Origin of the sequence: Lentzea sp. NPDC003310, from assembly GCF_040610935.1 — a bacterium.
Lineage (GTDB): Bacteria > Actinomycetota > Actinomycetes > Mycobacteriales > Pseudonocardiaceae > Lentzea.
The window spans coordinates 1-26,648 of record NZ_JBEXNC010000017.1 but is presented as its reverse complement, the minus strand read 5'-3'; the positions used below and the strand labels follow the sequence as shown (position 1 = coordinate 26,648).

Genomic DNA, 26,648 nt, shown 5'->3' with positions numbered 1-26,648 from the left:
GATCACTTGCCCCCAACGGCGCGGTCGAGAAGTTCCAGGAACGAGCGGTTCAGCGCCGCCGTGTCCTTCGGTCGCATCGCCCGCCGAGCCTGCAGGACGGCGTGCACGTACAGAGATTCGAGCGTCAGCTCCACGAGCGACGGGTCGGTGAGCCGCGCCAGCCGCTGCACGAGCGGGTTGCGGCAGTTCAGCACCAGCTGCTCGGCGCGCGACGAGTCGGAGCCCGCGGTCAGCTGACCCAGCAGCTCCGCCCACAGCGGGTCCGTCACCTCCTCCGCGGTCTGCTCGGTGTCGAGCTTGCGCTGCTGCTCGGCGTTCGTGATCAGCAAGGCGGGCAACGAGACCGGGTCGAAGTCGCGGATCACCGCGTCGCAGTCGTGCCGGTCGAGCGCCGCCGCGCCCTCGGAGAGCCGCAGCCGCAGCGCCGTCTCGATGTCCGGCTCCGGATCGGCCAGCGCGGCCAGCAGTTCCGACGGCGCGACCCGGCGCGCGACGGACGGGCCGTCCAGCGCGCTCAGCCGGTTCAGCAGCTCGAGGTCGTAGGCGTAGCCGGCGTTCACGAGCCCGAGGCCCTGCGCGGCGGCGACCGGTGCCAGCTGGTGGAACTCGTCGACGTCCGGGATGTAGAGGACCGCACCGTGCTTGCGCTTGAACTGCCGCAACGGGATCGCGCCGTCCGTCGTCTCGAACGGCAGCCAGCGCTCCACCAGCCGCAGCATCTCGTCGTCCGACCGCGCCAGCGACTTGATGCCCAGGTGGTGCGCGGCGAGCAGCTCGCCCGCGCGGCGCGGCTCGATCGCGTCCAGCCGGATCAGCCAGTCGCGGATCTGCTCGCCCAGCTCCTCGCGCACCGCCAGCAACATCTCGTCCTGGTACAGCGACTCCCGCGACGCCGTGGGCCTGATCGCGGACGCGTCGACCACGCACCGCACGAAGTACGCCCAGTCCGGCAGCAGGCCCTCGACGTTGTCGCCGACCAGCATCCTCTTCAGGTACACCCGGTGCGTCTGGCGCGTACCGGGGTGCACGCCGGACGGCAGCACGAACGCGACACCGGTCAGCCCCGCCGCCTCGACCTCGATCGGGATCGCCTCGAACGGCGTGAACCCGAAGATCCGCTCGCAGTACTCCGAGAGGTCCGCGTCCTCGTCGTCCCACGGCCGCACGCCGCGGGTGACCTGCTCGCCGTCCAGCGTCACGACAGCCGGCAGCAGGTCGCCGTAGTCGCTCACCAGCGGCCGCACCACCTCGGCCTCCAGCCAGTGCTCGTTGCCGTGCGAGGCGCTCATGCTCACCGTCGTACCGACCGGTACGTCACCGTCCACAACGGACACGGTGTAGTTGCCCGACGAATCCGCCTCCCAGCGCACCGCCGGACCGCCGCGCGCGGACCGCGTGATCACCGTCACCGCGGAGGCGACGAGGAAGCACGACAGCATGCCGACGCCGAACTGGCCGAGGAACCCCTCGCGGGCGAACCCCAGGTCGTCCCGCTTCGACGTGCGGCCGAGCGTGGAGAGCAGCTCGTGGACCTCGTCCTCGGTGAGCCCCACGCCGGTGTCGGTGATCGTCAGCGTGGAGCCGCAGGTGATCGTGACGTCGGCGGGGCAGGACGGGTCGAGCTCGCGCCTCGCCGTGATCGCGTCGACGGCGTTCTGCAGCAGTTCCCGCACGTAGACGCGCGGGCTGCTGTACAGGTGGTGGCTGAGCAGGTCGATGATGCCGCGCAGGTCGACGCGGAAGGTGTGCGACATGATGCCGACCATCCTAAGGACGACCGAGGGGTTGGTGCCGCTCTTTAACGGAAGCGCTCCGAGCGGTCAACACGGCACCGACTAGGATCGGCCTGTTCATTACCGAAGTCCGTGACGGGAGCTGTCCTACAACCATGTCCGGAGCCAACGACCCGTACGACCCGAAGCAGGTCGCGGCGCTGTCGGCCGAGAACCTCGACGCGGCCGTGCAGAAGGCGCGCGAGGCGTTCGCCGGAGCCGCCGACCTCGAGGCGCTCGCCGCGGTCAAGCCCGGCCACCTCGGTGACCGGTCGCCCGTCCTGCTCGCGCGCCGCGAGATCGGTGCCCTGCCCCCCAAGGCCAAGGCCGAGGCCGGCAAGCGGGTGAACCAGGCGCAGTCCGCGATCAAGACCGCGTTCGACGAGCGCTTCGCCGTGCTCCAGGTCGAGCGCGACGAGCGGGTGCTGCGCGAGGAGTCCGTCGACGTCACGCTGCCCTGGGACCGCTTCCCGCGCGGCGCGCGCCACCCGATCACCACGCTCGCCGAGCGCATCGGTGACGTCTTCGTGGCCATGGGCTACGAGATCGCCGAAGGCCCCGAGCTCGAGACCGAGTGGTTCAACTTCGACGCGTTGAACTTCGGCAAGGACCACCCGGCCCGCTCGATGCAGGACACGTTCTACATCGCGCCGGGTGACTCGCAGCTCGTGCTGCGCACCCACACCTCGCCGGTGCAGGCCCGCACGCTGCTGGAGCGCGACCTGCCCGTGTACGTCGTGTGCCCCGGCCGCACGTTCCGCACGGACGAGCTCGACGCGACGCACACCCCGGTGTTCCACCAGGTCGAGGGCCTCGCGGTCGACAAGGGCCTGACGATGGGCCACCTCAAGGGCACCCTGGACGCCTTCGCGCGCGCCATGTTCGGCGAGGACTCGAAGACCCGCCTGCGTCCCTCGTTCTTCCCCTTCACCGAGCCGTCGGCCGAGGTCGACGTGTGGTTCCCGGAGAAGAAGGGCGGCGCGGGCTGGGTCGAGTGGGGCGGCTGCGGCATGGTCAACCCCAACGTCCTGCGCGCCACCGGCGTCGACCCGGACGTCTACTCGGGCTTCGCGTTCGGCATGGGCCTGGAGCGCACGCTCCAGTTCCGCAACGGCCTTCCCGACATGCGCGACATGGTCGAGGGCGACGTCCGCTTCACCCAGCCATTCGGAACGGAGGCCTGATCCGGTGCGCATCCCGGTCAGCTGGCTGGTCGAACACCTCGGTTTCGACGAAGTCCCCACGCCCGACGAGCTCGCCGAGGCGTTCACCCGCATCGGCATCGAGGTCGAGGAGGTGAGCCCGCTCGGTCCCGTGACCGGCCCGATCGTCGCCGGCCGCGTCGTCGAGATCGAGGAGCTCACCGAGTTCAAGAAGCCGATCCGCTACTGCAAGGTCGAGGTCGGTCCCGAGCAGACCAACCAGATCATCTGCGGCGCCACGAACTTCGTCGAGGGCGACTCGGTCGTCGTCGCGCTGCCCGGCGCCGTGCTGCCCGGCGGGTTCTCGATCGCCGAGCGCAAGACGTACGGCCGCGTCTCGCAGGGCATGCTCTGCGCCGCCGACGAGCTCGGCATCGGCGACGACCACTCCGGCATCCTCGTGCTGCCCACCGGCACCGCGCAGCCCGGCGACGACGCGCTGGAGCTGCTCGGCCTGAACGACAGCGTCATCGAGCTCGCGCCGACCCCGGACCGCGGTTACGCGTTCTCGGTCCGCGGCCTCGCCCGCGAGATCGCCTGCGCGCTCGAGGTGCCGTTCGGCGACCCCGGTCTCGCGGAGATCCCGGAGCCCGAGGGCGAGGCGTGGCCGGTCCACATCGAGGACCGCGGCGGCTGCTCGCGGTTCGTCGCGCGCCGCGTGACCGGTGTCGACCCGACGGCGCCCACGCCGTGGTGGATGCGCCGCCGCCTGATGCTCGCGGGCATGCGCTCGATCTCGCTGCCGGTCGACGTCACGAACTACGTGATGCTCGAGCTGGGCCAGCCGCTGCACGCGTTCGACGCGGCCACCCTGTCGGGTGCGCTGACCGTCCGCCGCGCGCACGCGGGGGAGAAGCTCACGACGCTGGACGACTCCGTGCGCGCGCTGGACGTCGACGACATCGTGATCTCCGACGACTCCGGCGTGATCTCGCTCGCCGGTGTCATGGGCGGCGCGTCCACGGAGGTCGGCGACAAGTCGTCGGACATCCTGCTCGAGGCCGCGAACTGGGACCCGGCGTCCATCGCCCGCACGGTCCGCCGCCACAAGCTGCCGTCCGAGGCCGCCAAGCGCTTCGAGCGCACGGTCGACCCGGCGCTGGCCCCGGTGGCGCTGGAGCGGGCCGCGAAGCTGCTCAACCACTACGCCGAGGGCCAGATCAAGCCCGGCCGCACCGACGTGGGCGCCCCCGCGCTGCCCGAGCCGGTCTCGATGCCGATCGACCTGCCCGACCGCGTCGCCGGCGTCCGCTACGCGCGGGGCGTCACGGCGCGTCGCCTCGGCCAGATCGGCTGCCAGGTCTCGGTCACCACCTCGGAGGAGGGCCAGACGATCGTCACGGCCGTGCCGCCGACGTGGCGCGCCGACCTCGTGCAGCCCGCCGACCTGGTGGAGGAGGTGCTGCGGCTGGAGGGCTACGACACGATCCCGTCCGTGCTGCCGCCCGCGCCCGCCGGTCGTGGCCTGACCGAGCAGCAGCGCCGCCGCCGCACGGTGTGGCGCACGCTGGCCGAGGACGGTTTCGTCGAGGTCAAGCCGTTCCCGTTCATCGACCCGTCGGTGTTCGACGCGTTCGGCCTGCCGGCGGACGACACCCGGCGCGACACGGTGGGCGTGCTGAACCCGCTGGAGGCGGACAAGAACGTCCTCGCGACGACGCTGCTCCCGGGCCTCTTGGAGACGCTCCAACGCAACCTCGCGCGTGGCGCCAAGGACGTCGCGCTCTACAACATCGCCCAGGTGACGTTGCCGCGCGCGGAGCAGGTGCCCGTGCCGTCGCTGGGCGTCGACCGCCGCCCCACGGAGGCGGAGGTCGCCTCGCTGCTGGCCGCGCTGCCGCAGCAGCCGCTGCACGTCGCCGGTGTCCTCACGGGCCACCGCGAACTGGCCGGCTGGTGGGGCAAGGGCCGCATCGCCGACTGGTCGGACGCCGTCGAGGCCGCCCGCCGCGTCGGTGCCGCCTACGGCGTGACGCTGCGGGTCGTGGCGTCGGACCTGCTGCCGTGGCACCCCGGCCGCTGCGCCGAGCTGCGCGTCGGCGACTGGCCCGTCGGCCACGCGGGTGAGCTGCACCCGAAGGTCGTCGAGGCGCTCGGCCTGCCGAAGCGCACCGTGGCGTTCGAGCTCGACCTGGACGCGCTCCCGCTCGACGACCACCGCCCGGCCCCGGTCGTGTCGGCGTACCCGCCGGTGTTGCTGGACGTGGCGCTCGTCGTGGACGCCACCACGCCGGTGCAGTCGGTGTCGGAGGTCCTGGGCGCGTCCGCGGGCAACCTGCTCGAGGACATCCGCCTGTTCGACGTCTACACGGGTGAGCAGGTGGGCGAGGGCAAGAAGTCACTCGCGTACTCCTTGCGCTTCCGCGCGCCGGACCGCACGCTGACGGTGGAGGAGGCCACCACGGCCCGCGACGCCGCCGTGGCAGCCGCCTCCGAGCGCTTGGGAGCGGCTCTCCGCGCCTGACCGATCACACTGCGTGAGGCCCGAGATTCTTCGAGAATCTCGGGCCTTTTCGCGTAAGGACAGTCCTGACCTCCAGTCCGCGTACGCGTGTAGCCGATCCATGCCGGATGACAACAGTGCCGGCAGGGTCCTCGTTCTCGTGTCTTGTGCACGCTGTGTAGTGGTTGAGCGTTCTCCAAACTTGGTGCCGTACCCACCGAGCACCACCCCAGGAGAACCACATGCGCAAGCGCACCGCCGTCATCGCCGCAGTCGCCATCGTCGCCGTGGGCGGCGGCATCGCCTACGCCGCGTGGTCGAGCACCGGCGCCGGTACCGGCTCCGTCACCTCGACCAAGGAGCTCAGCTCCAACATCACGCCGGTCAGCGGCGAGGGTCTCTACCCCGGCAAGACCGTCTCGTTCGTGGTCGAGATCGACAACCCCAACGCCTACCCGGTGCAGGTCACCTCGATCAGCGCCGGCTCCTCGCTGCTGACCGAGGGTGGCTGCGTCGCGGGCACCGTCACCAGCACCGCGTCCGCCGCGAACCCCGGCGGCGTGATCCAGCCCAGTCAGAAGGGCTCCTACACGCTGCAGGCGACCATGAGCGCCAACGCCGCCGACAACTGCAAGTCGCAGACCTTCACGGTGCCGCTGACCGCCACGCTCGTCTCGGCTGCCTGAGTCATGCGCCGAGCCCTGATCGTGCTCGTCGCCCTGCTGGCCCTCTCCCCGGTCAGCAGCGCGGCGGACAGCCCTGGCAAGGCGTTCACGATCGCGGACGTCGGCACAGCGACGGGGTTGGTCCCCGGTGGGACGGTGACCCGCAAGGTGCGGGTCACCAACCCCAACAACCAGGACATCAAGGTCACCCGGCTGGACACCTCAGTCGGCCGACCCTCCCCGAACTGCCCGGCGAACGCCGTGACCGTCGCCCCGCTGGCGGCACCGATCGTCATCGCCAAGAACAAGTCCGCCGACGTGCCGCTGACCGTCCGCATGGCCGCGTCCGCCCCGGACACCTGCAAGAGCCTGACCTTCCCCCTCACCTACTCGGGAACGGCGATCAAGCCATGATCAGCTTCAAGGAACTCGTCCGCAGGCGGTACGTCCGCCGAGGCGCCATCGTCTTCGCGGTCGCGACGGCCGCACTCGGTTCGGGCGTCGCCTACGCGGCGTGGACGAGCTCCGGCACCGGCAACGCCACGGCCACCGCGGCCACGGCCCAGGCTCCGGTGGTGACCGGCGGCGCGGTCACCACCGGCTTCCTCTACCCCGGCGCGGCGGGCAACGCCGCCGTCACGGTCAAGAACCCGAACGCCTACCCCGTGAAGGTCACCACGGTGGCGCTCACGCCGGGCAGCGCGCTGGAGTGCACGCTCGGGTTCATCACGAGCACCCCCATGACGCCGATCGCCGCCGGCGCCACCGTCACCGTCGAGATGACCGGTGCCGTGACGATGGGCAACGCCGACAACAGCTGCCAGGGGAAGACCTTCTCCATCCCCGTCACGGTCACGATCGCGAGCGCGTGATGCGGACCGTGATCGCCGGAGCGGCGGTGCTGTGCCTCCTCGCGGCGCAGCCCGCCTCCGCGGCCTGGACCACCAGTAGCCAGGGACCTGCTGGTGCCAAGGCCGCCACGGTCACCGCGCCGACCGGCATCGTGTGCACGAAGTCGTCCGGCGCGGTGACCTGGCCGGCCGTGGCGGGTGTGCCAACCTATGACGTCTGGTGGAGCGACAAGGAAAACGGCGGAGGCAACTTCTACGGGTTCTTCCGCGTCTCCTCACCGTCCTACACCGTCACCGGTGGTACTCCGCTGCGGGTGAAGGTGCGGTCAGTGGCAGGAAACTGGACGAGCGTCCAGAGTCCTGAACAGATTTGTTCCTGATAATTCGCTCGATCGGCTGAATCCCGCCCGACGGGATTTGGACTCAAATCAGCAGGTGGTAGCCCTGCGTAGCTGTCAAGGTGCCAAAGGTCCCTCATTACAAGGGGAAATCGGCGCCCGTCGGACGCTTGCGCAGTACGTGAAGCTTCTCCAAGATTGGCGACGCGGCCCGCTAGGGCCGAGGGGCGAAGCGATGAACCACCGGGCGAGTCTGGTCGCCGGTCCGGTGGGGAGCTAGAGGCGAACCCACCGCCTGGAGCAACAACTCTGGAGAGTTGCGCCATGCGTAGTCTGGGTCCGCGCCTCGAGATCGCCGTGTCGTTGACGATCCTCATGGTCGGCGCGGCTGTCGTGGCGGCCATGCACCTGACGTGGCCCGCGCCGCAGTCGCCTGCCATGGCGTACTCGGTGAGCAGTGGCGAGTCGGGGATGCAGCAGCTCAAGCCGTTCGAGATCAACGACATCTCCGGCGCCCCCGTCGAGCTCAAGCCCGGCGCCGTGGGTGAGCGCAAGGTGCGGCTGTCCAACCCCAACCCCGTCGGCATCATCGTCGAGAGCCTGTCGGCGATCCCCGGCCAGCCGCTCGACGCCACCCAGCAGACCGTCGAGGGCTGCCCGTCCGGTGTGCTCTCCGTCGTGCCGCTCACCGACATCGTGGACATCCCCGCCGGGGGCGCGGTCGAGGTGACCATGAAGGTCGAGGTCGCGCAGGACGTGCCGGCGGCGTGTGCCGAGCTGGTCTTCCCGCTCACCTACTCCGGTCGCGCGAAGCACGGCTAGCAGGCTCGACCCGCGCGAACGATTTCCCGTGACGAAATGGCCGGCGAAATCCACGCGCGACCGAGCGTGAATTTCCCTCTCGTGTGTACTGGCCGCTAAAGGTGTTTCAACGCTTCGCGCCGTGACAGCGGTGACAGTCCCGGCCGCGCCTCGACGAACGACCTCACCCAACCGGGTTCCGTCTTCGCGAACTCCCGCAGCGCCCAGCCGATCCCCTTGCGCAGGAAGAAGTCCGGATCGTCCGCGTTGGCGTCGACGCACGCGGTCAGCAGGTCCACGTCGGTCGCGGCCTTGAAACGCAGCTGGCAGATCACCGACGTCCGGCGCCGCCACCGGTCCGCGTCCACCGACCACGTCAGCATCAACGGCCGCACGACATCGGGGGAGACGCGCAGCAACGGGCCGACGCGCTTCGACGCGATCTCGTCCACGTAGTCCCACCACGCGCCGGTCACGATCATCTCGTCGAACCACGGCAGCAGGTCGGTGGACTGGAACCGGCGGTCGCCGCTCAGCGCCAGCGCGACGTAGCGCTCCTCGCGGTAGGTCGCCTCGCGCCACAGCGCCTGGACGGCCCGCAGCCACGTGTCCCGGTCGTGCAACTGCGGCAGTGACTTCAACAGTGCCACGCGTCCCGGTTTCTGCACGCCGAGGAACGGCATCTCGGACTTCATGTACGCCTGCATCTCCAGTGCCTTCACCGGATCCGCGCGCTCTTCGAGGCCTGCTCGAACCGCCTCGATCAAGGAAACCTCAAGAGTCACACCCAAACGGTATAGGCATTAGGAGTAGCCCTGTTGAGATTTATGGCCCCTTCGGTACCGAAAGTGCTAACGAACCAGCAAAACATCACTTGACCGGGGGCTTCTGTGAACAGAAAGGGTGCTACGCCCCTATACAGTTCGCGTTCATGCGCGTGCTCATGGTCGTGGCGGCGCTCGTGCTCGGCAGCATGGGTGCTACCAAAGCGGACACGGTGGATTACCTGGATCTGCCGCTGGTGAACGGAAACGGCGAACAGCGGGGTGGCGTGCACCCCGACCTGCCGTCCGACCGCGCCACGATCGAGGCCGCGCTCGCCGGGTACCGGGCCAGGGGCATCGCGCCCACGCGGTTCAAGGCCCTGTTGTGGCACTACTGGATCGTCCGCGCCGCCGAGGACGCGGGCGTGAACCTGTCCGAGTGGGACCCGCAGCGCTCCGCCGAGTCCAACCGGGCCGTGATCTTCGCCGTCTACGACTTCTACGCCAAGCTCTACCTGACGCACCCGGACACGTTGCGGTGGATGGGTTTCGCGAACATCGGCGCGCCCGCGTTCGCCGCCGGCATGCTCGACCTCGGCACGGTCCCGGAGCTGCGCTGGTTCTCGTCGATGCTGATGTCGATGCAGAAGCACATCTTCATGGACCTAGGCGCGATGCACGCCGCCTACCTGCACGGAGGCATCGCGGCCGTGCAGGAGTTGCGCGACGCGGGCGTCATCGACCCGGAGACCACGGCGGCGTGGGCGGATCCGGCGCAGGCGGTCATGGAGTTCTCCTCGCGCGAGCAGAACCTGGTGATCGCCGGCCAGTTCGACCGGATGCGCGCCCGGCTGCTGCCGCCCGGCGAGATGGTCACGTACGCGATCACGGTCGCCGGGCCGATGCCCGTGCCCGGCGGGAAGACGCCCGCGCAGTACCGGCCGTTGTTCGGCGGTCCGCTGCCCGCGTTCAACTACGCCGACCGCGTGGCGCGCTGGGACTTCCTGAGCAACGACACGGTGCCCGCGTACGAGCGGCTGGGGAAGGAGACCGTGCACCGGATCGTGCAGCGGCCGTTCGCCGAGCGGGTCGCGGAGTACCGGGCCGCGGCCCGGCTGCTCGACTTCCTGCCGTTCCGCAGCAGCACCGGCGTGCGCTGAAGCCCGTTGTTCACTTCGTTCGGGCGTGGAATCGCCTGTACCGACGTAGGCTGTCGACCATGACGTCGTACGACTACGACCTGATCGTCATCGGCTCTGGTCCTGGCGGCCAGAAGGCGGCGATCGCGGGTGCGAAGCTGGGCAAGCGCGTGGCGATCATCGACAAGCAGGACATGATCGGCGGCGTCTGCACGAACACGGGGACCATCCCGTCGAAGACGCTGCGCGAGGCCGTCATGTTCCTGACGGGCATGAGCCAGCGCGAGCTGTACGGCGCCAGCTACCGGGTCAAGCAGGACATCACGATCACCGACCTGATGGCGCGCACGCAGCACGTCATCGGCCGCGAGGTCCAGGTCGTGCGCGCGCAGCTGCACCGCAACGGCGTCGACCTGCTCAACGGGTTCGGCCGGTTCCTCGACGAGCACACCATCGCCGTGGACGGCACCCACCGCGGCGACCACACCACGATCACCGGCGAGTACATCGTGATCGCGACCGGCACGACGCCCGCGCGTCCGTCCGGGGTGGACTTCGACGAGGAGCGGATCCTCGACTCCGACGAGGTCTTCGCGCTCACCGAGATCCCGGCGTCGCTGGTCGTCGTCGGCGCGGGCGTGATCGGCATCGAGTACGCGTCGATGTTCGCGGCGCTCGGCACCCGCGTCACGGTCGTGGAGCAGCGCGAGCGGATGCTCGACTTCTGCGACCCGGAGATCGTCGAGTCGCTGAAGTTCCACCTGCGCGACCAGGCCGTCACCTTCCGGTTCGGCGAGAAGGTCGTGAACGTCCAGGTCTCCGACGGTGGCACGGTCACGACCCTGGCCTCGGGCAAGCGGATCCCGGCCGCCGCCGTCATGTACTCGGCGGGCCGCCAGGGCACCACCGAGAAGCTCGACCTCGCCGCCGCGGGCCTCGAGTCCGACAACCGCGGCCGGCTGTCCGTCGACGAGCACTACCGCACCCCGGTCGAGCACATCTACGCCGTCGGCGACGTGATCGGCTTCCCGGCGCTCGCCGCCACGTCGATGGACCAGGGCCGCCTCGCCGCCTACCACGCGTTCGGCGAGCCGGTGCACGACCTGACGGCGTTGCAGCCCATCGGCATCTACACGATCCCGGAGATCTCGTACTGCGGCGCGACGGAGACCGAGCTGACCTCGTCCGCGATTCCGTACGAGGTGGGCATCTCCCGCTACCGCGAACTCGCGCGCGGCCAGATCGTCGGCGACGCCTACGGCATGCTCAAGCTGCTTGTGTCCACTGTGGACCGCAAGATCCTCGGCGTGCACGTCTTCGGCACCGGCGCCACGGACCTGGTGCACATCGGCCAGGCCGTGATGGGCTGCGGCGGCACGGTCGACTACCTGGTCGACACGGTCTTCAACTACCCGACGCTGTCCGAGGCGTACAAGATCGCGGCGCTGGACGCCACCAACAAGATCCGAGCCCTGGAGCGCTTCACGACCCGGTGATCAGGACCGGGTGAGGCCGGCGTCGTGCGCCACGATGGCGGCCTGCACGCGGTTGGTGACCTCCAGCTTGGGCAGGATCCGGCTGATGTGCGCCTTCACCGTGCCGGTCGCCATGAAGAGCTGCTCGCCGATCTCGGTGTTGGACAGCCCTTCGCCCACGAGCTTGAGCACGCCCCGTTCGGTCTCGGTGAGCGCGTCGATCTTGCGGCGCGCCCCGGACCCGTCGTGCGGCGCGGTCAGGTGCTTCTCGATCAGGCGCTTGGTGATCTGCGGCGCCAGGATCGGCTCTCCCGCGGCGGCCTTGCGCACGGCGGTGATCAGCTCCTGCGGTGGCGTGTCCTTGAGCAGGAACCCGGTCGCGCCGACCTTCAGCGCCTGCGCGACGTAGGAGTCCTCGCCGAACGTCGTGAGCATGACGACGTTGGCCCGTGCCGCGATCTGCTCGGCGGCCTTCAACCCGTCGCCACCGGGCATGCGGATGTCGAGCAACGCCACGTCGACCGCGTGCTTGAGCGTCAGCTCGACCGCCTGCCTGCCGTCCGCCGCCTCGGCGACCACGGTGATCTCGGGGTCGTTCTCCAGGATCAGCCGGATGCCGGCACGCATCAACGTCTCGTCGTCGGCGATCAGTACTCGGATCACGCCCCGCAGCCTACGGGCGCTGCTGCTCCTTCGAGGACAACTTGCCGTCGCGGAAGCACAGCTTGTAGACGAGGTCGGGGTTGTGCGAGGCCCGGAACCGCGAACACCCGTCGACACCGAGCTCGCCGATGCCGAACTGCTCGTAGATCTCGCCTTCGTCCGTCACGCCCACCTTCAGCGAGTCGAAGTACGGCGCGTTCATCTGCGTCGGGTTGAACAACGCGAACAGCAGCAGCACGATCAGCGCGCCCGCGATCGGCACCAGCGCGAGCAACCCGAGACAGCCGCCGCCCAGCACGCGCGGCACGGTCAGCACCTCGGCGGCCAGCGGCGGCGGCACCTCGGCGACCTCGGTGGCGGTCTGCTCCGCCTGTGCCGGCGGGGTCAGTGGCACGTCCGCGGCGACCCGGAACCCGCCCTCGGCCGGGGGACCGGCGCTGAACGACCCGCCCAGCAACCCGACCCGTTCCTCCAGACCGATCAGTCCGCGCCGGGTGCCCTTGCCCGGACCCGTCGCCGACGGCCCGTTCACGACCTGGATGCGCGCGCGACCGGCCTGGACCGCGACCTGCACCCGCGTGCGGGCGGCCGGGGCGTGCTTGGCGACGTTGGTCAGGGCCTCGCGGACCACCCGGTGCACCGCGCGGCGGGTGCGGGGGTCGGCGCCGTGCAGGTCGTCGCCGGACCAGTCGAGCGACGCGGCCAGGCCGGACCCCTCGACCAGCGCGGCGATGTCGGACCGGGTGCCGGTGTCCTCGTCGAGCGACTCGGGCTCGGGGTTCGTCCGCAGCACGCCCAGGATCTCGCGCAGCTCGGCCATCGCGAGCGACGACGTGGTGCGGATCAGCTCGGCCTGCTCGTGCAGCTGCGGCGCCTTGCGCGCGGTCGCGAGCTCCAGGGCGCCCGCGTGGATGGAGATCAGGCTGAGCCGGTGGCCGAGCATGTCGTGCATCTCGCCGGCGATGTGCGCGCGTTCGTCGGCACGGGCGGACGCGGCGGTCAGGGCACGGGCGCGTTCCAGGTACTCGTTGCGCTCCTGCAGCAACCGCACCATCGGCCTGCGGCGGCCGAGCAGCATGCCCGAGACCGCGGGGAACAGCACGAAGAACACCGAGCCGGCGATCGCGCCGAACACCGACTCCCAGAGCGGCATGCTCCGGTAGCTCTCCTGGAACTGGCTGAACACGGCCTGCAGCAGCGTCATGATCCCGAGCAGCGCCCACAGCCGGCCGAGGCGCGGGAGGCGGCGGCACGCGGCGAAGACCACGAACGTCGTGACGGCCTGCGCCCACAGGTTGTTCACGGCGAACAGCGGCGCGGTGAGCAGCAGCGCCCACTCGGGCCTGTGCGGCACGATCCACACGAGCGCCGCGATCCACAGCGCGGTGGCGATGGTCAGCGCGGGGTGCGGGATCGGGGCGAGCGGCGCGATCAGCGGCACCAGGCCGACCAGGAACGCGAGCGACGTCCACACGTACCTCATCGGGCGAGCTCCCTCTTGGCGTTCATCAGCCCGCTGTCGCGGTCGAAGCAGACCTCGAAGTCGCGGTCGTCCGACCCCTCCACGTGGTAGCGGTAGCACCCGGCGTGGTCCGAGGGCACGCCGAAGCCGAACGTCTCGGTGACCTCCTGCTCGTGCGTGACCGACTCCTGGAACTTCCCGAACTCGTCGGCGCTCATCTCGCTGCGGGAGAACACGGCGATCACGAGCATCACGAACGCCGTGCCGAGAGCGGGGACCAGCGAGAGCGTGGCGAGGCAGCCGCTGCCGACCGCGCGCGGCACGGTGAGGACCTCGGCGGTGATCGGCGGAGGTGCCTCGGCCACGGCACCCGCCGCGCCGGTCTCCTCCGGCACGACCGGGTGCAGCGGCAGGCTCGCGGTGACCCGGAACCCCTGGCCGGTGGGCACCTCGGCGAGGAACGACCCGCCGATCAGTTCGACGCGTTCCTCCAGCCCGATGAGCCCGCGCCGGGTGCCGGCACCTCGCGGCGCCGTGCTGGGACCGTTGACCACCTCGACCCTCACGCGATCGGCGACCGCCACGGACACCAGCGCACGAGCCGATGGCGCGTGCTTGTGCACGTTCGTCAGTGCCTCACGCACGATCCGGTGCACCGCCCTGCGCAGCCGTGCGTCGGCATCGGCCAGATCACTGCCCTGCCAGTCGAGGCGCACGGAGAGTCCTGCCGCGGACGACGCCGCCACGAGCCGTTCGACGTCTGCGCGTGTGCCCGCGTCCTCGTCGTGTTCGGCGGACGTGCCCAGCACGCCGAGGATCTCGCGCAGCTCCTCCATCGCCACGGCCGAGGTCTTGCGGATCAGCTCGACCTGTTCGCGCAGCTCAGGGGCCTGTTCGGCGGCGGTCTGCTCCAGCGCGCCCGCGTGCGCGGTCAGCTGCCGGAGCCGGTGGCTGAGCATGTCGTGCATCTCGCTGGCGATGTGTGCGCGCGTAGCCGACCTTGCGGTGGTCGCGGTCAACACGCGCGCGTGTTCCAAGTAGTCGTTGCGCTCCATCAGCACCTGCGTCAACGGCTTGCGCCGTCCGATGAGCGCCCCGGCCACGGCGGGGAAGATCAGCAGGAAGACGACCGAGAAGGCCGTGCCGAGCAGGAACTCGAACAGGCTGTCCCCGGCCCGCCACGCGTGCAGGCCGCCGAACGCCGCCTGCAGCGCCGTCGTCGCCCCGATCAACGCCCACAGCTCGCCCTGCGACCGGATCGACCGGGCCGAGCGGAACACCACGAGCGAGGTCGGGGCGATCGCGAGCAGGTTGTTGACCCCGTTGAGGGGAGCGGTGAGCACGATCGCCCACCGCGGCCAGCGCGCGCTGACCGGCACCAGCGCCGCCGCCCACACCGCCGAGAGCACGAGCAGCCACGGTGGGGCGGGCCTGCCGAGCGGCGCGAACAGCGTCACCAGCGCGAGCAGGAAGGCACCTGCCGCCCAGAGCGCGTCGCGCACCTTCAGGTTCACGCTGATCATCATGGTCGACCCGCGTCCGGAGGCCACAGCGCCAGGTGGCCCCGATCGGATGGCCAGGTGGCCACACTGCTGTTGAGTGAGTTTGCATGTCAGTGCATAATCATGCGTATGACAGTGAGGATCGCGGTCGCGGGCGCCAGCGGGTACGCGGGTGGCGAGCTGCTCCGCCTGCTACTGGGCCATCCGGACATCGAGATCGGCGCGCTGACGGCCAACAGCAGCGCCGGCGACAAGCTGCTCAAGCACCAGCCGCACCTCCTGCCGCTCGCCGACCGAGAACTACAAGACACCACAGTCGAGACCCTCAATGGCCACGACGTGGTGTTCCTCGCACTTCCCCACGGTCACTCAGCCGCGCTGGCCGAGCAACTCGGCGACGACACCGTCGTGATCGACTGCGGTGCCGACCACCGGCTGACCAGCGCGGACGACTGGACGCGGTGGTACGGCGGGGAGCACGCGGGCACCTGGCCGTACGGCCTTCCCGAGCTTCCCAACGGGCGGGACGCGCTCGTCGGCGCACGGCGCGTGGCCGTTCCTGGCTGCTACCCGACCGTCTCTTCTTTGGCGCTCGCACCGGCCGTGGACCTCATCGAGGACGAGGTCGTCATCGTCGCCGTGTCGGGCACTAGTGGCGCGGGCAAGTCCTTGAAGACGAACCTGCTCGGGTCCGAGGTCATGGGGTCCGCCAGCGCGTACGGCGTCGGTGGCGCGCACCGGCACACGCCCGAGATCTCGCAGAACCTCACCGCCGCCGCGGGCCGTCCGATCAAGGTCAGCTTCACGCCGGTGCTCGCGCCGATGTCCCGGGGCATCCTCGCGACCTGTTCCGCACAGCTCAAAGACGGCGCAAACGTTCGCGCGGCGTACGAGAAGGCGTACGCGGACGAGCCGTTCGTGCACCTGCTGCCCGAAGGTCTCTGGCCGACGACGAACGCGGTTCTCGGTTCGAACGCCGTCCAGCTACAAGTCACCGTCGACGCCGACCTGAACCGCCTCGTGGTCGTGGCCGCCGTCGACAACCTGGCCAAGGGCACCGCCGGTGCCGCTGTCCAGTGCATGAACCTCGCTCTCGGACTGCCGGAAACGACCGGCCTCTCGACCGTTGGAGTCGCTCCGTGAACCGCAGCAAGGGCGTCACCGGACCCCAGGGCTTCCGGGCCGCCGGGATCGCCGCCGGGATCAAGGAATCCGGCGCGCTGGATCTCACGCTCGTCGTCAACGACGGGCCGTCCGACGCCGCCGCGGGCGTCTTCACCACGAACAAGGTGAAGGCCGCGCCGGTGTTGTGGTCGCAGCAGGTGATCCAGTCGCGACGCCTCACGGCGGTCGTGCTCAACTCCGGCGGCGCCAACGCGTGCACCGGTCCCGAGGGCTTCCAGGACACGCACGCGACGGCGGAGAAGGTCGCCGAGGTGCTCGGCACCGGCGCGGTCGACGTCGCGGTCTGCTCCACCGGCCTGATCGGCGAGCGCCTGCCGATGGACAAGGTCCTGGCCGGCGTCGAGAACGTGGTGAAGGAGCTGGACTCGTCGGTCGAGGCCGGGCTCGCCGCCGCCACCGGCGTGATGACCACGGACAGCCGCCCGAAGCAGTCGTGGAAGGCCTCCGAGCAGGGCTGGTCGGTCGGCGGGTTCGTGAAGGGCGCGGGCATGCTCGCCCCGAACATGGCCACGATGCTGTCGGTGATCACGACCGACGCCAAGATCTCCGGTGACGCGCTGGACAGCGCGCTGCGCCAGGCGACCTCGCGCACGTTCGACAGGCTCGACGTCGACGGCGGCACGTCCACCAACGACACCGTGCTGGTGCTGGCCTCCGGCGCGTCCGGCGTCGAGCCGTCGTTCGACGACTTCGTCGCGTTGCTGACCGAGGTCGCGGGTGACCTGGTCAAGCAGTTGCAGGGTGACGCCGAGGGCGTGACCAAGGAAATCTCCATCACCGTCAAGCAGGCGGCCACCGAGGCCGAGGCCGTCCTCATCGGACGGACGGTCGCCGAGGACAACCTGGTGAAGACCGCGCTGTTCGGCAGCGACCCGAACTGGGGCCGCATCGCGATGGCGCTGGGCCGCGCGGACGCGGAGATCGACCCGGACGTGCTGCAGATCCTGATCAACGGAGTGTCGCTCTACCGCAACGGAACCCGCGACCGCGACCGTTCCGAGGCCGACCTCTCCGGCCGCGACATCGAGATCGTCATCGACCTCAACGTCGGCGAGGCCGAAGCCACCGTGCTCACCACGGACCTGTCCCACGACTACGTCGAAGAGAACAGCGCGTACTCCTCATGAACGCACAAGAGAAGGCGGCGGTCCTCGTCGAGGCGCTGCCGTGGCTGGAGCGTTTCCGCGGCGCGCTCGTGGTCGTCAAGTACGGCGGCAACGCCATGGTCGACGACGAGCTGAAGAAGGCGTTCGCCGAGGACATGGTGTTCCTGCGGCTGTGCGGCCTGCGCCCGGTCGTCGTGCACGGCGGCGGCCCGCAGATCAAGTCCATGCTGGACCGGCTCGGCATCCACAGCGAGTTCCGCGGCGGCCTGCGCGTCACCACGCCGGAGGCCATGGACGTCGTGCGGATGGTCCTGGTCGGACAGGTCGGGCGCGAGCTCGTCGGCCTGATCAACCAGCACGGCCCGTACGCCGTCGGCATCTCCGGCGAGGACGCGCACCTGTTCACCGCCACCCGACGTGGGGCTTTGGTCGACGGCGAAGAAGTCGACATCGGTCTCGTCGGCGACATCACCGAGGTCAACCCGGACGCGGTGCTCGACATCGTCCGTGCGGGCCGCATCCCGGTCGTGTCGTCGGTCGCGCCGGACATCCACGGCGTGCCGCACAACGTCAACGCGGACACGGCGGCCGGCGCTCTCGCGGTCGCCCTCGGTGCCGAGAAGCTCGTCGTGCTCACGGACGTCGAGGGCCTCTACTCGAACTGGCCCGACAAGTCGTCGCTGGTGGACCAGATCCGCGCCGCCGAGCTGGAGAAGATCCTGCCGGACCTGGAGAGCGGCATGGTGCCGAAGATGGAGGCCTGCCTGCGCGCGGTGCGTGGCGGCGTCCCGCAGGCGCACGTGATCGACGGCAGGCTGGCGCACAGCGTCCTGCTCGAAGTGTTCACCTCGGAAGGTGTCGGAACGATGGTCTTGGGGGACAAGTGACCACGCGGTGGCAACAGTCCATGATGGACAACTACGGCACGCCGACGCTCCAGCTCGAACGCGGTGAGGGCGCGCACGTCTGGGACGCCGACGGCAACCGGTACGTCGACCTGCTGACCGGTCTCGCGGTCAACGCCCTCGGCCACGCGCACCCGGCGATCGTCGAGGCCGTGTCCACGCAGATCGCGAAGCTCGGCCACACGGGCAACCTGTACGTCAACGAGCCCGCGCTGAAGCTCGCCGAACGCCTGCTCGACCTCGCGGGCGAGCCCGGCAAGGTGTTCTTCTGCAACTCCGGCGCCGAGGCCAACGAGGCGGCGCTGAAGATGGCCCGCCTCACCGGCCGCACCAAGGTCGTCTCCACGCTCGGCGGGTTCCACGGCCGCACGATGGGCGCGCTGACGCTCACCGGCCAGGAGCCGAAGCGCGCGCCGTTCGCACCGCTCGTGCCCGGCGTCGAGCACATCCCGTTCGGTGACGTCGCGGCACTGGAAGCCGCGATCGACGACGACACCGCGGCGTTCATCGTCGAGCCGATCCAAGGCGAGCAGGGCGTCATGGTGCCGCCCGCCGGCTACCTGCAGGAGGCCCGCCGGATCACCGCCGAGCACGGCGCGCTGTTCATCCTCGACGAGGTGCAGACCGGCATCGGCCGCACCGGCACGTGGTTCGCGTTCCAGCAGGCCGGGATCGTGCCGGACGTCATGACGCTCGCCAAGGGCATCGGCGGCGGACTGCCGCTCGGCGCCACCATCGGCTTCGGCGCCGCGGCGGAGCTGTTCAAGCCCGGCCACCACGGCACGACCTACGGCGGCAACCCCGTGTGCTGCGCCGCCGGTCTCGCGGTGCTGGACACGATCGCCTCGGAAGGCCTGCTGGAGCACGCCTCGTCCGTGGGCAAGGAGATCGCCGCGGGGGTGGAGGCGCTGCACCACCCCCTGATCTCCGGAGTGCGGGGAGCCGGTCTGCTGCTCGGCATCACGCTGCGCGAGGCGGTCTCGGCGAAGGCCGCGGCGGCCGCGCAGAAGGCCGGTTACCTGATCAACCCGATCCAGCCCGACGTGCTGCGGCTCGCCCCGCCGCTCGTGCTGGAGGAGTCCGACGCGCAGGCCTTCGTCGCCGCGCTCCCCACCTTCTTCGAGGAGACGCAGTGACCCTGAGGCACTTCCTGCGCGACGACGACCTGACGACCGATGAGCAGGCGGCCGTCCTCGACCTCGCAGACGCGTACAAGGCGGACCGGTTCACCGCGAAGCCGTTGGCGGGCCCCAAGTCCGTGGCGGTGATCTTCGAGAAGAACTCGACGCGCACCCGCCTGTCGTTCGAGGTCGGCATCGCCCAGCTCGGCGGCAACCCGGTGATCATCGACGGCCGGTCGATGCAGCTCGGCCGCGAGGAGACGATCGAGGACACCTCCCGGATCCTGTCCGGGTACGTGGACGCGGTGGTGTGGCGGACGTTCGCGCAGGCGCGCATGGAGGCCATGGCGTCCGTGTCGCGCATTCCGGTCGTGAACGCGCTGACGGACGAGTTCCACCCGTGTCAGGTTCTCGCGGACCTGCAGACGATCCGCCGCCGTTACGGCAAGTTGGCCGGTCTGACTCTCACGTACCTAGGGGATGGCGCCAACAACATGGCGCACTCTCTGATGCTTGGCGGTGCCACGGCGGGCATGCACGTCCGCATCGGCGCACCGGCCGGCTTCGTGCCGAACCCGCAGTTCCTGGAGGACGCCAAGAAGCGCGCCGCCGAGACCGGCGGTTCGGTCGCGTTGATCAGCGACCCGCAGGAGTCGGTCGACGGCTCGGACGTGCTGGTCACCGACACGTGGACGTCGATGGGGCAGGAGAACGACGGCAAGGACCGCGTCGGCCCGTTCCGCCCGTACCAGGTGAACGCGTCGCTGCTGGCCGCCACCGGCAAGCCGGACTCGACGGTGCTGCACTGCCTGCCCGCCCACCGCGGCTGGGAGATCACCGACGACGTGCTCGACGGCCCGCAGTCGCTCGTGTGGCAGGAAGCGGAAAACCGGCTGCACGCGCAGAAGGCACTCCTCGTGTGGTTGCTGGAGCAGTCGTCATGACCCGCACCGCCCGTCAGGGCCGCATCGTCGAGATGGTGTCGCAACGAGCCGTGCGCAGTCAGTCCGAGCTCGCGAAACTGCTTGCCGCGGAAGGCATCGACGTCACGCAGGCCACGTTGTCGCGCGACCTCGACGAGCTCGGCGCGGTCAAGCTGCGCGGCCCCGACGGCGGTGCGCCGGTCTACGTGATCCCCGAGGACGGCAGCCCCGTGCGCGGCATCCAGGGCGGCACCACGCGCCTGGTCCGCGTGCTCGGCGAACTGCTGGTGTCGACGGACTTCTCCGGCAACCTCGCGGTGCTGCGGACCCCGCCCGGCGCGGCGCAGTTCCTCGCGTCGGCGCTGGACCGCGCGGCGTTGCACGAGGTCGTCGGCACGATCGCGGGGGACGACACGATCCTCGTCGTGGCGCGGGAACCGATGACGGGCTCCGAGCTCGCCGACCGGATCACCGCGCTGGCGTCGGGCGAAGTCGATGAATGAGCCCGTGCACGCCGTTCTGACGTTCGACGCGGGCGTGGTCGTGGCGGTGGACGGCGAGACCGTCTCCGTCGCCGAGGCCGTCCGCGAGCTCAACTTCCGCGGTGGCGTGATCCGGTCCAGCCTGGGCTCGGTCGCGATCAGGGTCGCGCGGATGGCCTTGCCGTCGGGCTCCGGCGAGGTCGACGTCGCGCTGTACGAGGGGCGCGTCGTCGGTCTCGTGGCCCGTTCGGAAGAATCGCTGTACGACTTCGCTAGCTGAAAGTTGCGTGGGATGAGTTCTTTGTGGGGTGGCCGGTTCGAGTCGGGACCGGCCGAGGCGATGGCGCGGCTGTCGCTGTCGACGCACTTCGACTGGCGGCTCGCGCCATACGACATCGCGGGTTCGCGCGCGCACGCCCGTGTGCTGCACGCCGCCGGTCTGCTGACCGACGAAGAGCTCGCGGGCATGCAGAAGGCGCTGGACGAGCTGCTCGCCGACGTCGAGTCCGGTGCGTTCACCCCGGTGCTGGAGGACGAGGACGTCCACACGGCGCTGGAGCGCGGCCTGATCGACCGCGCCGGCACCGAGCTCGGCGGCAAGCTGCGCGCCGGTCGTTCCCGCAACGACCAGGTCGCCACCCTGTTCCGCATGTGGCTGCGCGACGCCGCCCGCCGCGTCGCCGCCGGTGTGCTCGACGTGGTCGACGCGCTGGCCCAGCAGTCCGAGACGCACTTCGGCGCCGTCATGCCGGGCCGCACGCACCTGCAGTCCGCGCAGCCCGTGCTGCTCTCGCACCACCTGCTCGCGCACGCGCACGCGTTGCTGCGCGACGTCGACCGCCTGCACGACTGGGACAAGCGCGCCGGCTTCTCGCCGTACGGCTCGGGCGCCCTCGCGGGTTCCTCGCTGGGCCTCGACCCCGCGAAGGTCGCCGCGGACCTGGGCTTCTACGCGCCGGTCGAGAACTCGATCGACGGCACCGCCTCCCGCGACTTCGCCGCCGAGATCGCGTTCGTGCTGGCCATGATCAGCGTGAACCTCTCCCGCGTGGCCGAGGAGATCATCATCTGGACCACCGCCGAGTTCCGCTTCGCGGTCCTCGACGACGCCTGGTCCACCGGCAGCTCGATCATGCCGCAGAAGAAGAACCCGGACGTGGCCGAACTGGCGCGCGGCAAGTCGGGCCGCCTGATCGGCAACCTGGCGGGCCTGCTGGCCACGCTGAAGGCCCAGCCGCTCGCGTACAACCGCGACCTGCAGGAGGACAAGGAACCGCTGTTCGACGGCGTCGAGCAGCTCGAGCTCCTGCTCCCGGCCTTCGCGGGCATGGTCGCGACCCTGAAGTTCGACGTCGACCGCATGGCGTCGCTCGCCCCGGCCGGTTTCACCCTCGCCACGGACATCGCGGAGTGGCTGGTCCGCCAGGGCGTCCCGTTCCGCGTGGCGCACGAGGCAGCGGGCGCGTGCGTCCGCGCCGCCGAGTCCCGCGGCGTGGGCCTGGAGGAGCTGACCGACGACGAGTTCGCCGCGATCTCGCCTTCCCTGACCCCCGAAGTGCGCTCCGTGCTGACCGTCGAGGGCTCCATCGCGTCGCGTGACGCGCACGGCGGTACGGCGCCTTCTCGTGTCCGCGAACAGCTCGACGCACTAGTGGCGAAGGCCACCGCCGCACGTGAGTTCTAGGCTGCTGACCAGGGAGGAGCTGGCAGTCGACCCGGTCGACGCGTCCCAGCTCCTCCTCGGTTCGTTCCTGGAAGCCGACGGCGTCCGCGTGCGCATCGTCGAGGTGGAGGCGTACCGGGGCGGCGACGACCCCGCGTCCCACTGCTACCGCGGCAAGACCCCGCGCAACGAGGTCATGTTCGGCCCGGCCGGCTTCCTGTACGTCTACTTCGTCTACGGCATGCACTTCTGCGCGAACGTCGTCTCGTTGACCGACGGCGTACCGGGCGCGGTGCTGCTACGCGCCGGGGAAGTGGTCGCGGGCGAGGACGTCGCCTTCTCTCGTCGCCCGGCCGCACGTTCCGCCGCCGAACTCGCCAAGGGACCCGCACGGCTGTGCAAGGTCCTCGGGCTGGACCGGTCGCAGAACGGCGTCGACCTGACGTCCGCCTCTTCGCCCGTGCGGCTGTATGCGGGCACACGGGCCGAGAAGGTGTTCTCGGGGCCTCGTGTCGGGGTCGCGGTGGCGATGGACGTGCCGTGGCGGTTCTGGATCGACTCGCCGGCGGTGTCGACGTACAAGCGCGGCGGGAAGCGCCGCCCTACCAAGAGCGCTTGACACGCTCTACCGCGGTGTCGGCAAGGTGGTCCCTGAACTCCGCTTCAAGCGCATCGACTAGCGGGACAGCCTGTCCAGCGCCGCCTTGAACTCGAGCTCCAGCTCCGGCTCCACCTCGAACACCAGCGGCACCGTGATCTCGATCCGGTCCCCGGCCGTCAACCGCTCCACCAGCGTGTCGGCCACCTCGCTCAGGTTCTGCGCCACCTCGTGCATCGCCTCGAGCTGCCGATCGGCGAACCGCGCCTGCACCCGAGCCGCCGCACGTGCCGTGTCACTCGCGTAGCTGGTCCCGTGGATGCGCCGGGCCCACTCCAGGATCTCGTCGAACGTCCGCACGAACAGCTCGCCCAGGTGCACGATCCGGTCCGCGTCGCCCACCTCGCCGTACTTGCCGAACGCGGCCTCCTGGGTCTCGGTCGTGAAGACCGAGTCGACCGCGACCTTGATGATCTCGCCCAGCAGCACGTTGCGGTCGCGGATCAGCCCGATGCCGTTGCCGTGCTCGACCACGCCGTTGCGCGGCGAGTAGCGCAGGAAGTGTTCGCGGTACTTCTGCTGGAGCTCGGCGAGCCCTTGCGCCACAACGGTTGCGTAGAGCAGGTACTCCCAGCCCTTCGGCTTCTCGCGGACCAGCGCGGCCACCGTCTTGGGCGTGATCGGGGTCGACGGCGTGAACTCGGCGCGGTGCTGCGCGAGCTTCTGCACCACGGCCTCGGCGATCGTGCCGGGCGGGTGCACCTCCATGTCGAGGTAGCCGACGTGCGGGGAGAGTCCGGGGAACTGCGTGTCGTCGATCCGCACCGGCAGCACGTACTCGGTGTTCTCCTCCACCGCGCGGCCGAGAGCGGCCCGGCGCTGGAACGTCGACCACATGTCCACGTAGTGCTGCGAGGTGAACAGCAGCACGTACCGAGCACGGTTCGTGAACGCGTCCGAGAAGTACTCCACCAGGTTCAGGCCCCACATCTCGGCCTTGCGTTCCGTGCTGTGGAAGACCTTCACACCGCGGCTTCTCAACTCCTCCACGACCGGGAGGACCTCATCGAGGTCCTCCTCGGCGTGGGACAGGGCCACGTCGAACTCGTACTCGGTCACCCGACCAAGGTACGGCCCGAAACGTCCCGGTGTGGAGACGCGTCAGCGGATCGGCGTGGTCCTGCGGTACCAGGCGCGCCGGTGACCGGCGGGCAGTGCGATACGCGTGATCAGGTTGGTGAGCAACGCACCGATGACCAACCACAAGAGAGCCGCCAGGCCCTCGTTGAGAAGCGTGGCCACGGAGGCGTTCTCCGGTGTGAAGAGGCCGTCGAGGCCGAGCGTGATGCCGTCCGCCCACCCCGCGACGAACTGGAAGAACCCGTTGCCGGCGTTCGCCCCCGCGATCACGAGGAAGATGTGCACCAACAGCACTATGGCGAACACCCAGCAGATGATGTCGATGATCGCGCAGACGGTCCGCACCGTCCGCAGCCTGCGGTAGTCGTCGTCGCGCTCGACGACCTCTTCGACCACCGGCTCGTTCACACGAGGCATGTGTGGTTCGTTCACGCGCGGCAGGCGTTCAGTGGGCCGCCGTAACTCCGCATCACGTGGATCCGTCATGCCCACGTGCGTACCCGTACGCGTACCGGGTCGAAACCTGTTGGACCAGGTAGGCGACAATGAGGGGCGTGAGCGAGCACATCCTTGACGAACTTGCCTGGCGCGGCCTGATCGCGACGTCCACCGACCTCGACGCACTCCGGAAGGACCTGGACGCCGGCCCGCTCACCCTCTATTGCGGTTTCGACCCGACGGCGCAGTCGCTGCACGCCGGCAACATGGTGCCGCTGCTCATGCTCCGGCGCTTCCAGCGGGCTGGCCACCGGCCGATCGTCATGGCCGGCGGTGCCACGGGCATGATCGGCGACCCGCGCGACACCGGTGAGCGCACGCTCAACTCGCTCGACACCGTCGCCGAGTGGGCCGACCGCATCCGCGGCCAGCTGGAGCGGTTCGTCGACTTCGACGACTCGCCCACCGGCGCGATCGTCGAGAACAACCTCAACTGGACGGGCCAGGTCAGCGCGCTCGAGTTCCTGCGCGACGTCGGCAAGCACTTCTCGATCAACGTCATGCTGTCGCGCGAGACGGTGAAGCGCCGCCTCGAAGGCGACGGCATGTCGTACACCGAGTTCAGCTACCTGCTGCTGCAGTCGAACGACTACCTGCAGCTCAACCGCAAGTACGGCACCGCACTGCAGGTCGGCGGCTCGGACCAGTGGGGCAACATCGTCGGCGGCGTCGACCTGATCCGGCGGGTCGAGGGCAAGCACGTGCACGCCCTGACCGCGCCGCTGGTCACCGACGCCGAGGGCCGCAAGTTCGGCAAGTCGACCGGTGGCGGCAGCGTGTGGCTCGACCCGGAGATGACCTCGCCGTACGCCTGGTACCAGTACTTCGTGAACGTCGACGACGTCACGGTGCTCAACTACCTGCGGCTGTTCACGTTCCTCACCCGCGAGGAGCTGGACGAGCTCGAGAAGCAGACCGCGGAGGCCCCGCACCAGCGGGCCGCGCAGAAGCGCCTCGCACAGGAGTTCACCGACCTGGTGCACGGCGAACGCGCGACGCAGCAGGTCATCCTCGCCTCCTCGGCGCTGTTCGGCCGGGGCGAACTGCGCGACCTCGACGCGTCGGTGCTGGAGGCCGCGCTGGCCGAGGCGCCCAAGGGGCAGGTCAGGCTGGCGGACGAGCCCACCATCGTCGACCTGCTGATCGCGTCGGGCCTCGCCGAGAGCAGGGGCGCCGCGCGCCGGACGGTGAACGAGGGTGGCGCGTACGTGAACAACGCGAAGGTGACCGACGAGGAGTGGAAGCCGGCGTCGTCGGACCTGCTCCACGGCAAGTGGCTGGTCCTGCGCCGCGGCAAGCGCAACAACGCGAGCGTGCACGTGGAGCTCTGACCTGCACGTTCTGATTTCTGAAGGCCGCCGATCCCGTCTGGGGTCGGCGGCCTTCGATCTTTCTCCATGTGATCGCGGTCACAGTGTGCGCGGGTTTGGGCTGCGATAGCGTGATCGGAGGGTCCTGTACGGGGCTGCTGACCTGCGGTTTCTTGATCGCAGGCGGCCGGGTTGCCCCCGATTTGACCCTCAGTTGGCGTGCGTGTAACTTTCTCCATGTCAGCGAGGAACGGGCCGGGAACACCGGAACGGAGCGCGACACAGGTCACGAACCAAGCTTCCACTGAGTGTGGTAGAGTGGGTGACCGCGAAACGATGAAGACCCAGCCGGTAGCTCGTCTGAGCTCAGAGGCCAAGGGCGTCGGAAGTTTCAAACACAAGCTTATGTACGACACAGCCTCGGATCGAGTCGCCGTGCGGCGGATTGTGATGATGAGCGCGTGTTCTTTGAGAACTCAACAGCGTGCCGAAACACAGCCAGTAATATGAATACCCCTCGTCGGGGTATTCCTTTGAGAAGCAAGACCAGATTGCCAGACATATTCCGTCTGGAGCGATCAAACACAATCCTTATTGGAGAGTTTGATCCTGGCTCAGGACGAACGCTGGCGGCGTGCTT

26 protein-coding genes are annotated in these 26,648 nt (G+C 69.7%); 19 read left to right on the top strand and 7 right to left on the bottom strand.

Going from position 1 to position 26,648, the window contains the following annotated elements:
• Positions 1-2: 2 nt before the first annotated feature.
• Positions 3-1,754 (bottom strand): HSP90 family protein, encoded by a 1,752-nt coding sequence (locus ABZX02_RS31590; RefSeq protein WP_355303599.1) that lies wholly within the window; start codon positions 1,752-1,754, stop codon positions 3-5.
• 134 nt (positions 1,755-1,888) lie between these two features.
• Between ABZX02_RS31590 and pheS the strand changes: the two genes are divergently transcribed.
• The 7 genes from pheS to ABZX02_RS31555 all read left to right on the top strand — a co-directional run bounded on the left by pheS (position 1,889) and on the right by ABZX02_RS31555 (position 8,093).
• A complete protein-coding gene (gene pheS / locus ABZX02_RS31585; protein WP_355303597.1) occupies positions 1,889-2,956 on the top strand; it encodes a phenylalanine--tRNA ligase subunit alpha in 1,068 nt (355 codons plus the stop codon).
• 4 nt (positions 2,957-2,960) lie between these two features.
• A complete protein-coding gene (gene pheT / locus ABZX02_RS31580; RefSeq protein WP_355303595.1) occupies positions 2,961-5,438 on the top strand; it encodes a phenylalanine--tRNA ligase subunit beta in 2,478 nt (825 codons plus the stop codon).
• A 221-nt stretch (positions 5,439-5,659) separates the two neighbouring features.
• Positions 5,660-6,103, top strand: coding sequence for a hypothetical protein (locus tag ABZX02_RS31575; RefSeq protein ID WP_355303593.1), 444 nt, complete (start codon positions 5,660-5,662; stop codon positions 6,101-6,103).
• Positions 6,104-6,106: 3 nt separating this feature from the next.
• Positions 6,107-6,496: a hypothetical protein gene (locus tag ABZX02_RS31570; RefSeq protein ID WP_355303591.1), complete on the top strand. Its 390-nt coding sequence runs from the start codon at positions 6,107-6,109 to the stop codon at positions 6,494-6,496.
• On the top strand, positions 6,493-6,954 hold the full coding sequence (locus ABZX02_RS31565) for a hypothetical protein (protein WP_355303589.1): 462 nt from the start codon (positions 6,493-6,495) through the stop codon (positions 6,952-6,954). Before ABZX02_RS31570 ends, ABZX02_RS31565 begins: the two co-directional genes overlap by 4 nt.
• Positions 6,954-7,313, top strand: a complete 360-nt coding sequence (locus ABZX02_RS31560; protein ID WP_355303587.1) for a hypothetical protein — start codon at positions 6,954-6,956, stop codon at positions 7,311-7,313. The genes ABZX02_RS31565 and ABZX02_RS31560 overlap by 1 nt, the downstream gene beginning before the upstream one ends.
• Before the next feature lie 282 nt (positions 7,314-7,595).
• Positions 7,596-8,093 carry a hypothetical protein gene (locus tag ABZX02_RS31555; protein ID WP_355303585.1) on the top strand — a complete coding sequence of 166 codons (498 nt, stop codon included), beginning with the start codon at positions 7,596-7,598 and terminating at the stop codon, positions 8,091-8,093.
• A gap of 95 nt (positions 8,094-8,188) precedes the next feature.
• Here ABZX02_RS31555 and ABZX02_RS31550 read toward each other — a convergent pair whose 3' ends face one another.
• On the bottom strand, positions 8,189-8,857 hold the full coding sequence (locus ABZX02_RS31550) for a DNA alkylation repair protein (protein ID WP_355303583.1): 669 nt from the start codon (positions 8,855-8,857) through the stop codon (positions 8,189-8,191).
• Between the two features lie 146 nt (positions 8,858-9,003).
• On the opposite strand from ABZX02_RS31550, the gene ABZX02_RS31545 reads away from it, so the two are divergent.
• Entirely contained in the window at positions 9,004-9,996 is a 993-nt protein-coding gene (locus ABZX02_RS31545; protein WP_355303581.1) for a hypothetical protein, read from the top strand.
• Between the two features lie 59 nt (positions 9,997-10,055).
• A complete protein-coding gene (sthA, locus tag ABZX02_RS31540; protein WP_355303579.1) occupies positions 10,056-11,471 on the top strand; it encodes a Si-specific NAD(P)(+) transhydrogenase in 1,416 nt (471 codons plus the stop codon).
• On the opposite strand, the gene ABZX02_RS31535 is transcribed toward sthA, so the two are convergent.
• Genes ABZX02_RS31535 through ABZX02_RS31525 form a run of 3 tightly spaced genes read right to left on the bottom strand, consistent with a single transcriptional unit; the run spans position 11,472 to position 15,089 of the window.
• Positions 11,472-12,113, bottom strand: coding sequence for a response regulator transcription factor (locus tag ABZX02_RS31535; RefSeq protein WP_355303577.1), 642 nt, complete (start codon positions 12,111-12,113; stop codon positions 11,472-11,474).
• Between the two features lie 10 nt (positions 12,114-12,123).
• Positions 12,124-13,596, bottom strand: a complete 1,473-nt coding sequence (locus ABZX02_RS31530) for a histidine kinase (protein WP_355303575.1) — start codon at positions 13,594-13,596, stop codon at positions 12,124-12,126.
• Positions 13,593-15,089: a histidine kinase gene (locus tag ABZX02_RS31525; RefSeq protein ID WP_355303573.1), complete on the bottom strand. Its 1,497-nt coding sequence runs from the start codon at positions 15,087-15,089 to the stop codon at positions 13,593-13,595. The genes ABZX02_RS31530 and ABZX02_RS31525 overlap by 4 nt, the downstream gene beginning before the upstream one ends.
• Before the next feature lie 117 nt (positions 15,090-15,206).
• Between ABZX02_RS31525 and argC the strand changes: the two genes are divergently transcribed.
• Genes argC through ABZX02_RS31480 form a run of 9 tightly spaced genes read left to right on the top strand, consistent with a single transcriptional unit; the run spans position 15,207 to position 23,081 of the window.
• Positions 15,207-16,220 carry an N-acetyl-gamma-glutamyl-phosphate reductase gene (gene argC / locus ABZX02_RS31520; RefSeq protein WP_355303571.1) on the top strand — a complete coding sequence of 338 codons (1,014 nt, stop codon included), beginning with the start codon at positions 15,207-15,209 and terminating at the stop codon, positions 16,218-16,220.
• Positions 16,217-17,389 (top strand): bifunctional glutamate N-acetyltransferase/amino-acid acetyltransferase ArgJ, encoded by a 1,173-nt coding sequence (argJ, locus tag ABZX02_RS31515; protein WP_355303569.1) that lies wholly within the window; start codon positions 16,217-16,219, stop codon positions 17,387-17,389. Before argC ends, argJ begins: the two co-directional genes overlap by 4 nt.
• On the top strand, positions 17,386-18,255 hold the full coding sequence (gene argB, locus ABZX02_RS31510) for an acetylglutamate kinase (RefSeq protein WP_355303567.1): 870 nt from the start codon (positions 17,386-17,388) through the stop codon (positions 18,253-18,255). Before argJ ends, argB begins: the two co-directional genes overlap by 4 nt.
• A gap of 20 nt (positions 18,256-18,275) precedes the next feature.
• Positions 18,276-19,409, top strand: a complete 1,134-nt coding sequence (locus tag ABZX02_RS31505; protein WP_355303966.1) for an acetylornithine transaminase — start codon at positions 18,276-18,278, stop codon at positions 19,407-19,409.
• On the top strand, positions 19,406-20,338 hold the full coding sequence (gene argF, locus ABZX02_RS31500; RefSeq protein WP_355303565.1) for an ornithine carbamoyltransferase: 933 nt from the start codon (positions 19,406-19,408) through the stop codon (positions 20,336-20,338). Before ABZX02_RS31505 ends, argF begins: the two co-directional genes overlap by 4 nt.
• Positions 20,335-20,820, top strand: coding sequence for an arginine repressor (locus ABZX02_RS31495; protein WP_355303563.1), 486 nt, complete (start codon positions 20,335-20,337; stop codon positions 20,818-20,820). The genes argF and ABZX02_RS31495 overlap by 4 nt, the downstream gene beginning before the upstream one ends.
• A gap of 4 nt (positions 20,821-20,824) precedes the next feature.
• Positions 20,825-21,079: an argininosuccinate synthase gene (locus ABZX02_RS31490; protein WP_355303561.1), complete on the top strand. Its 255-nt coding sequence runs from the start codon at positions 20,825-20,827 to the stop codon at positions 21,077-21,079.
• A 12-nt stretch (positions 21,080-21,091) separates the two neighbouring features.
• A complete protein-coding gene (gene argH / locus ABZX02_RS31485) occupies positions 21,092-22,483 on the top strand; it encodes an argininosuccinate lyase (RefSeq protein WP_355303559.1) in 1,392 nt (463 codons plus the stop codon).
• On the top strand, positions 22,473-23,081 hold the full coding sequence (locus tag ABZX02_RS31480; protein ID WP_355303557.1) for a DNA-3-methyladenine glycosylase: 609 nt from the start codon (positions 22,473-22,475) through the stop codon (positions 23,079-23,081). Before argH ends, ABZX02_RS31480 begins: the two co-directional genes overlap by 11 nt.
• A gap of 57 nt (positions 23,082-23,138) precedes the next feature.
• Here ABZX02_RS31480 and ABZX02_RS31475 read toward each other — a convergent pair whose 3' ends face one another.
• Complete coding sequence (locus ABZX02_RS31475) at positions 23,139-24,179, bottom strand: TIR domain-containing protein (RefSeq protein ID WP_355303555.1); 1,041 nt, start codon at positions 24,177-24,179, stop codon at positions 23,139-23,141.
• A gap of 42 nt (positions 24,180-24,221) precedes the next feature.
• Positions 24,222-24,617: a hypothetical protein gene (locus tag ABZX02_RS31470; RefSeq protein ID WP_355303553.1), complete on the bottom strand. Its 396-nt coding sequence runs from the start codon at positions 24,615-24,617 to the stop codon at positions 24,222-24,224.
• A 137-nt stretch (positions 24,618-24,754) separates the two neighbouring features.
• On the opposite strand from ABZX02_RS31470, the gene tyrS reads away from it, so the two are divergent.
• Entirely contained in the window at positions 24,755-26,029 is a 1,275-nt protein-coding gene (gene tyrS, locus ABZX02_RS31465) for a tyrosine--tRNA ligase (protein ID WP_355303551.1), read from the top strand.
• Positions 26,030-26,648 lie beyond the last annotated feature (619 nt).

Coding starts and splice junctions, on each gene's coding strand:
- ABZX02_RS31590 (WP_355303599.1), bottom strand. CDS start 1,754: ATGTCGCACACCTTCCGCGTCGACCTGCGCGGCATCATCGACCTGCTC.
- pheS (WP_355303597.1), top strand. CDS start 1,889: ATGTCCGGAGCCAACGACCCGTACGACCCGAAGCAGGTCGCGGCGCTG.
- ABZX02_RS31575 (WP_355303593.1), top strand. CDS start 5,660: ATGCGCAAGCGCACCGCCGTCATCGCCGCAGTCGCCATCGTCGCCGTG.
- ABZX02_RS31570 (WP_355303591.1), top strand. CDS start 6,107: ATGCGCCGAGCCCTGATCGTGCTCGTCGCCCTGCTGGCCCTCTCCCCG.
- ABZX02_RS31565 (WP_355303589.1), top strand. CDS start 6,493: ATGATCAGCTTCAAGGAACTCGTCCGCAGGCGGTACGTCCGCCGAGGC.
- ABZX02_RS31560 (WP_355303587.1), top strand. CDS start 6,954: ATGCGGACCGTGATCGCCGGAGCGGCGGTGCTGTGCCTCCTCGCGGCG.
- ABZX02_RS31555 (WP_355303585.1), top strand. CDS start 7,596: ATGCGTAGTCTGGGTCCGCGCCTCGAGATCGCCGTGTCGTTGACGATC.
- ABZX02_RS31545 (WP_355303581.1), top strand. CDS start 9,004: ATGCGCGTGCTCATGGTCGTGGCGGCGCTCGTGCTCGGCAGCATGGGT.
- sthA (WP_355303579.1), top strand. CDS start 10,056: ATGACGTCGTACGACTACGACCTGATCGTCATCGGCTCTGGTCCTGGC.
- ABZX02_RS31530 (WP_355303575.1), bottom strand. CDS start 13,596: ATGAGGTACGTGTGGACGTCGCTCGCGTTCCTGGTCGGCCTGGTGCCG.
- argC (WP_355303571.1), top strand. CDS start 15,207: ATGACAGTGAGGATCGCGGTCGCGGGCGCCAGCGGGTACGCGGGTGGC.
- argB (WP_355303567.1), top strand. CDS start 17,386: ATGAACGCACAAGAGAAGGCGGCGGTCCTCGTCGAGGCGCTGCCGTGG.
- ABZX02_RS31505 (WP_355303966.1), top strand. CDS start 18,276: ATGATGGACAACTACGGCACGCCGACGCTCCAGCTCGAACGCGGTGAG.
- ABZX02_RS31495 (WP_355303563.1), top strand. CDS start 20,335: ATGACCCGCACCGCCCGTCAGGGCCGCATCGTCGAGATGGTGTCGCAA.
- argH (WP_355303559.1), top strand. CDS start 21,092: ATGAGTTCTTTGTGGGGTGGCCGGTTCGAGTCGGGACCGGCCGAGGCG.
- ABZX02_RS31470 (WP_355303553.1), bottom strand. CDS start 24,617: ATGCCTCGTGTGAACGAGCCGGTGGTCGAAGAGGTCGTCGAGCGCGAC.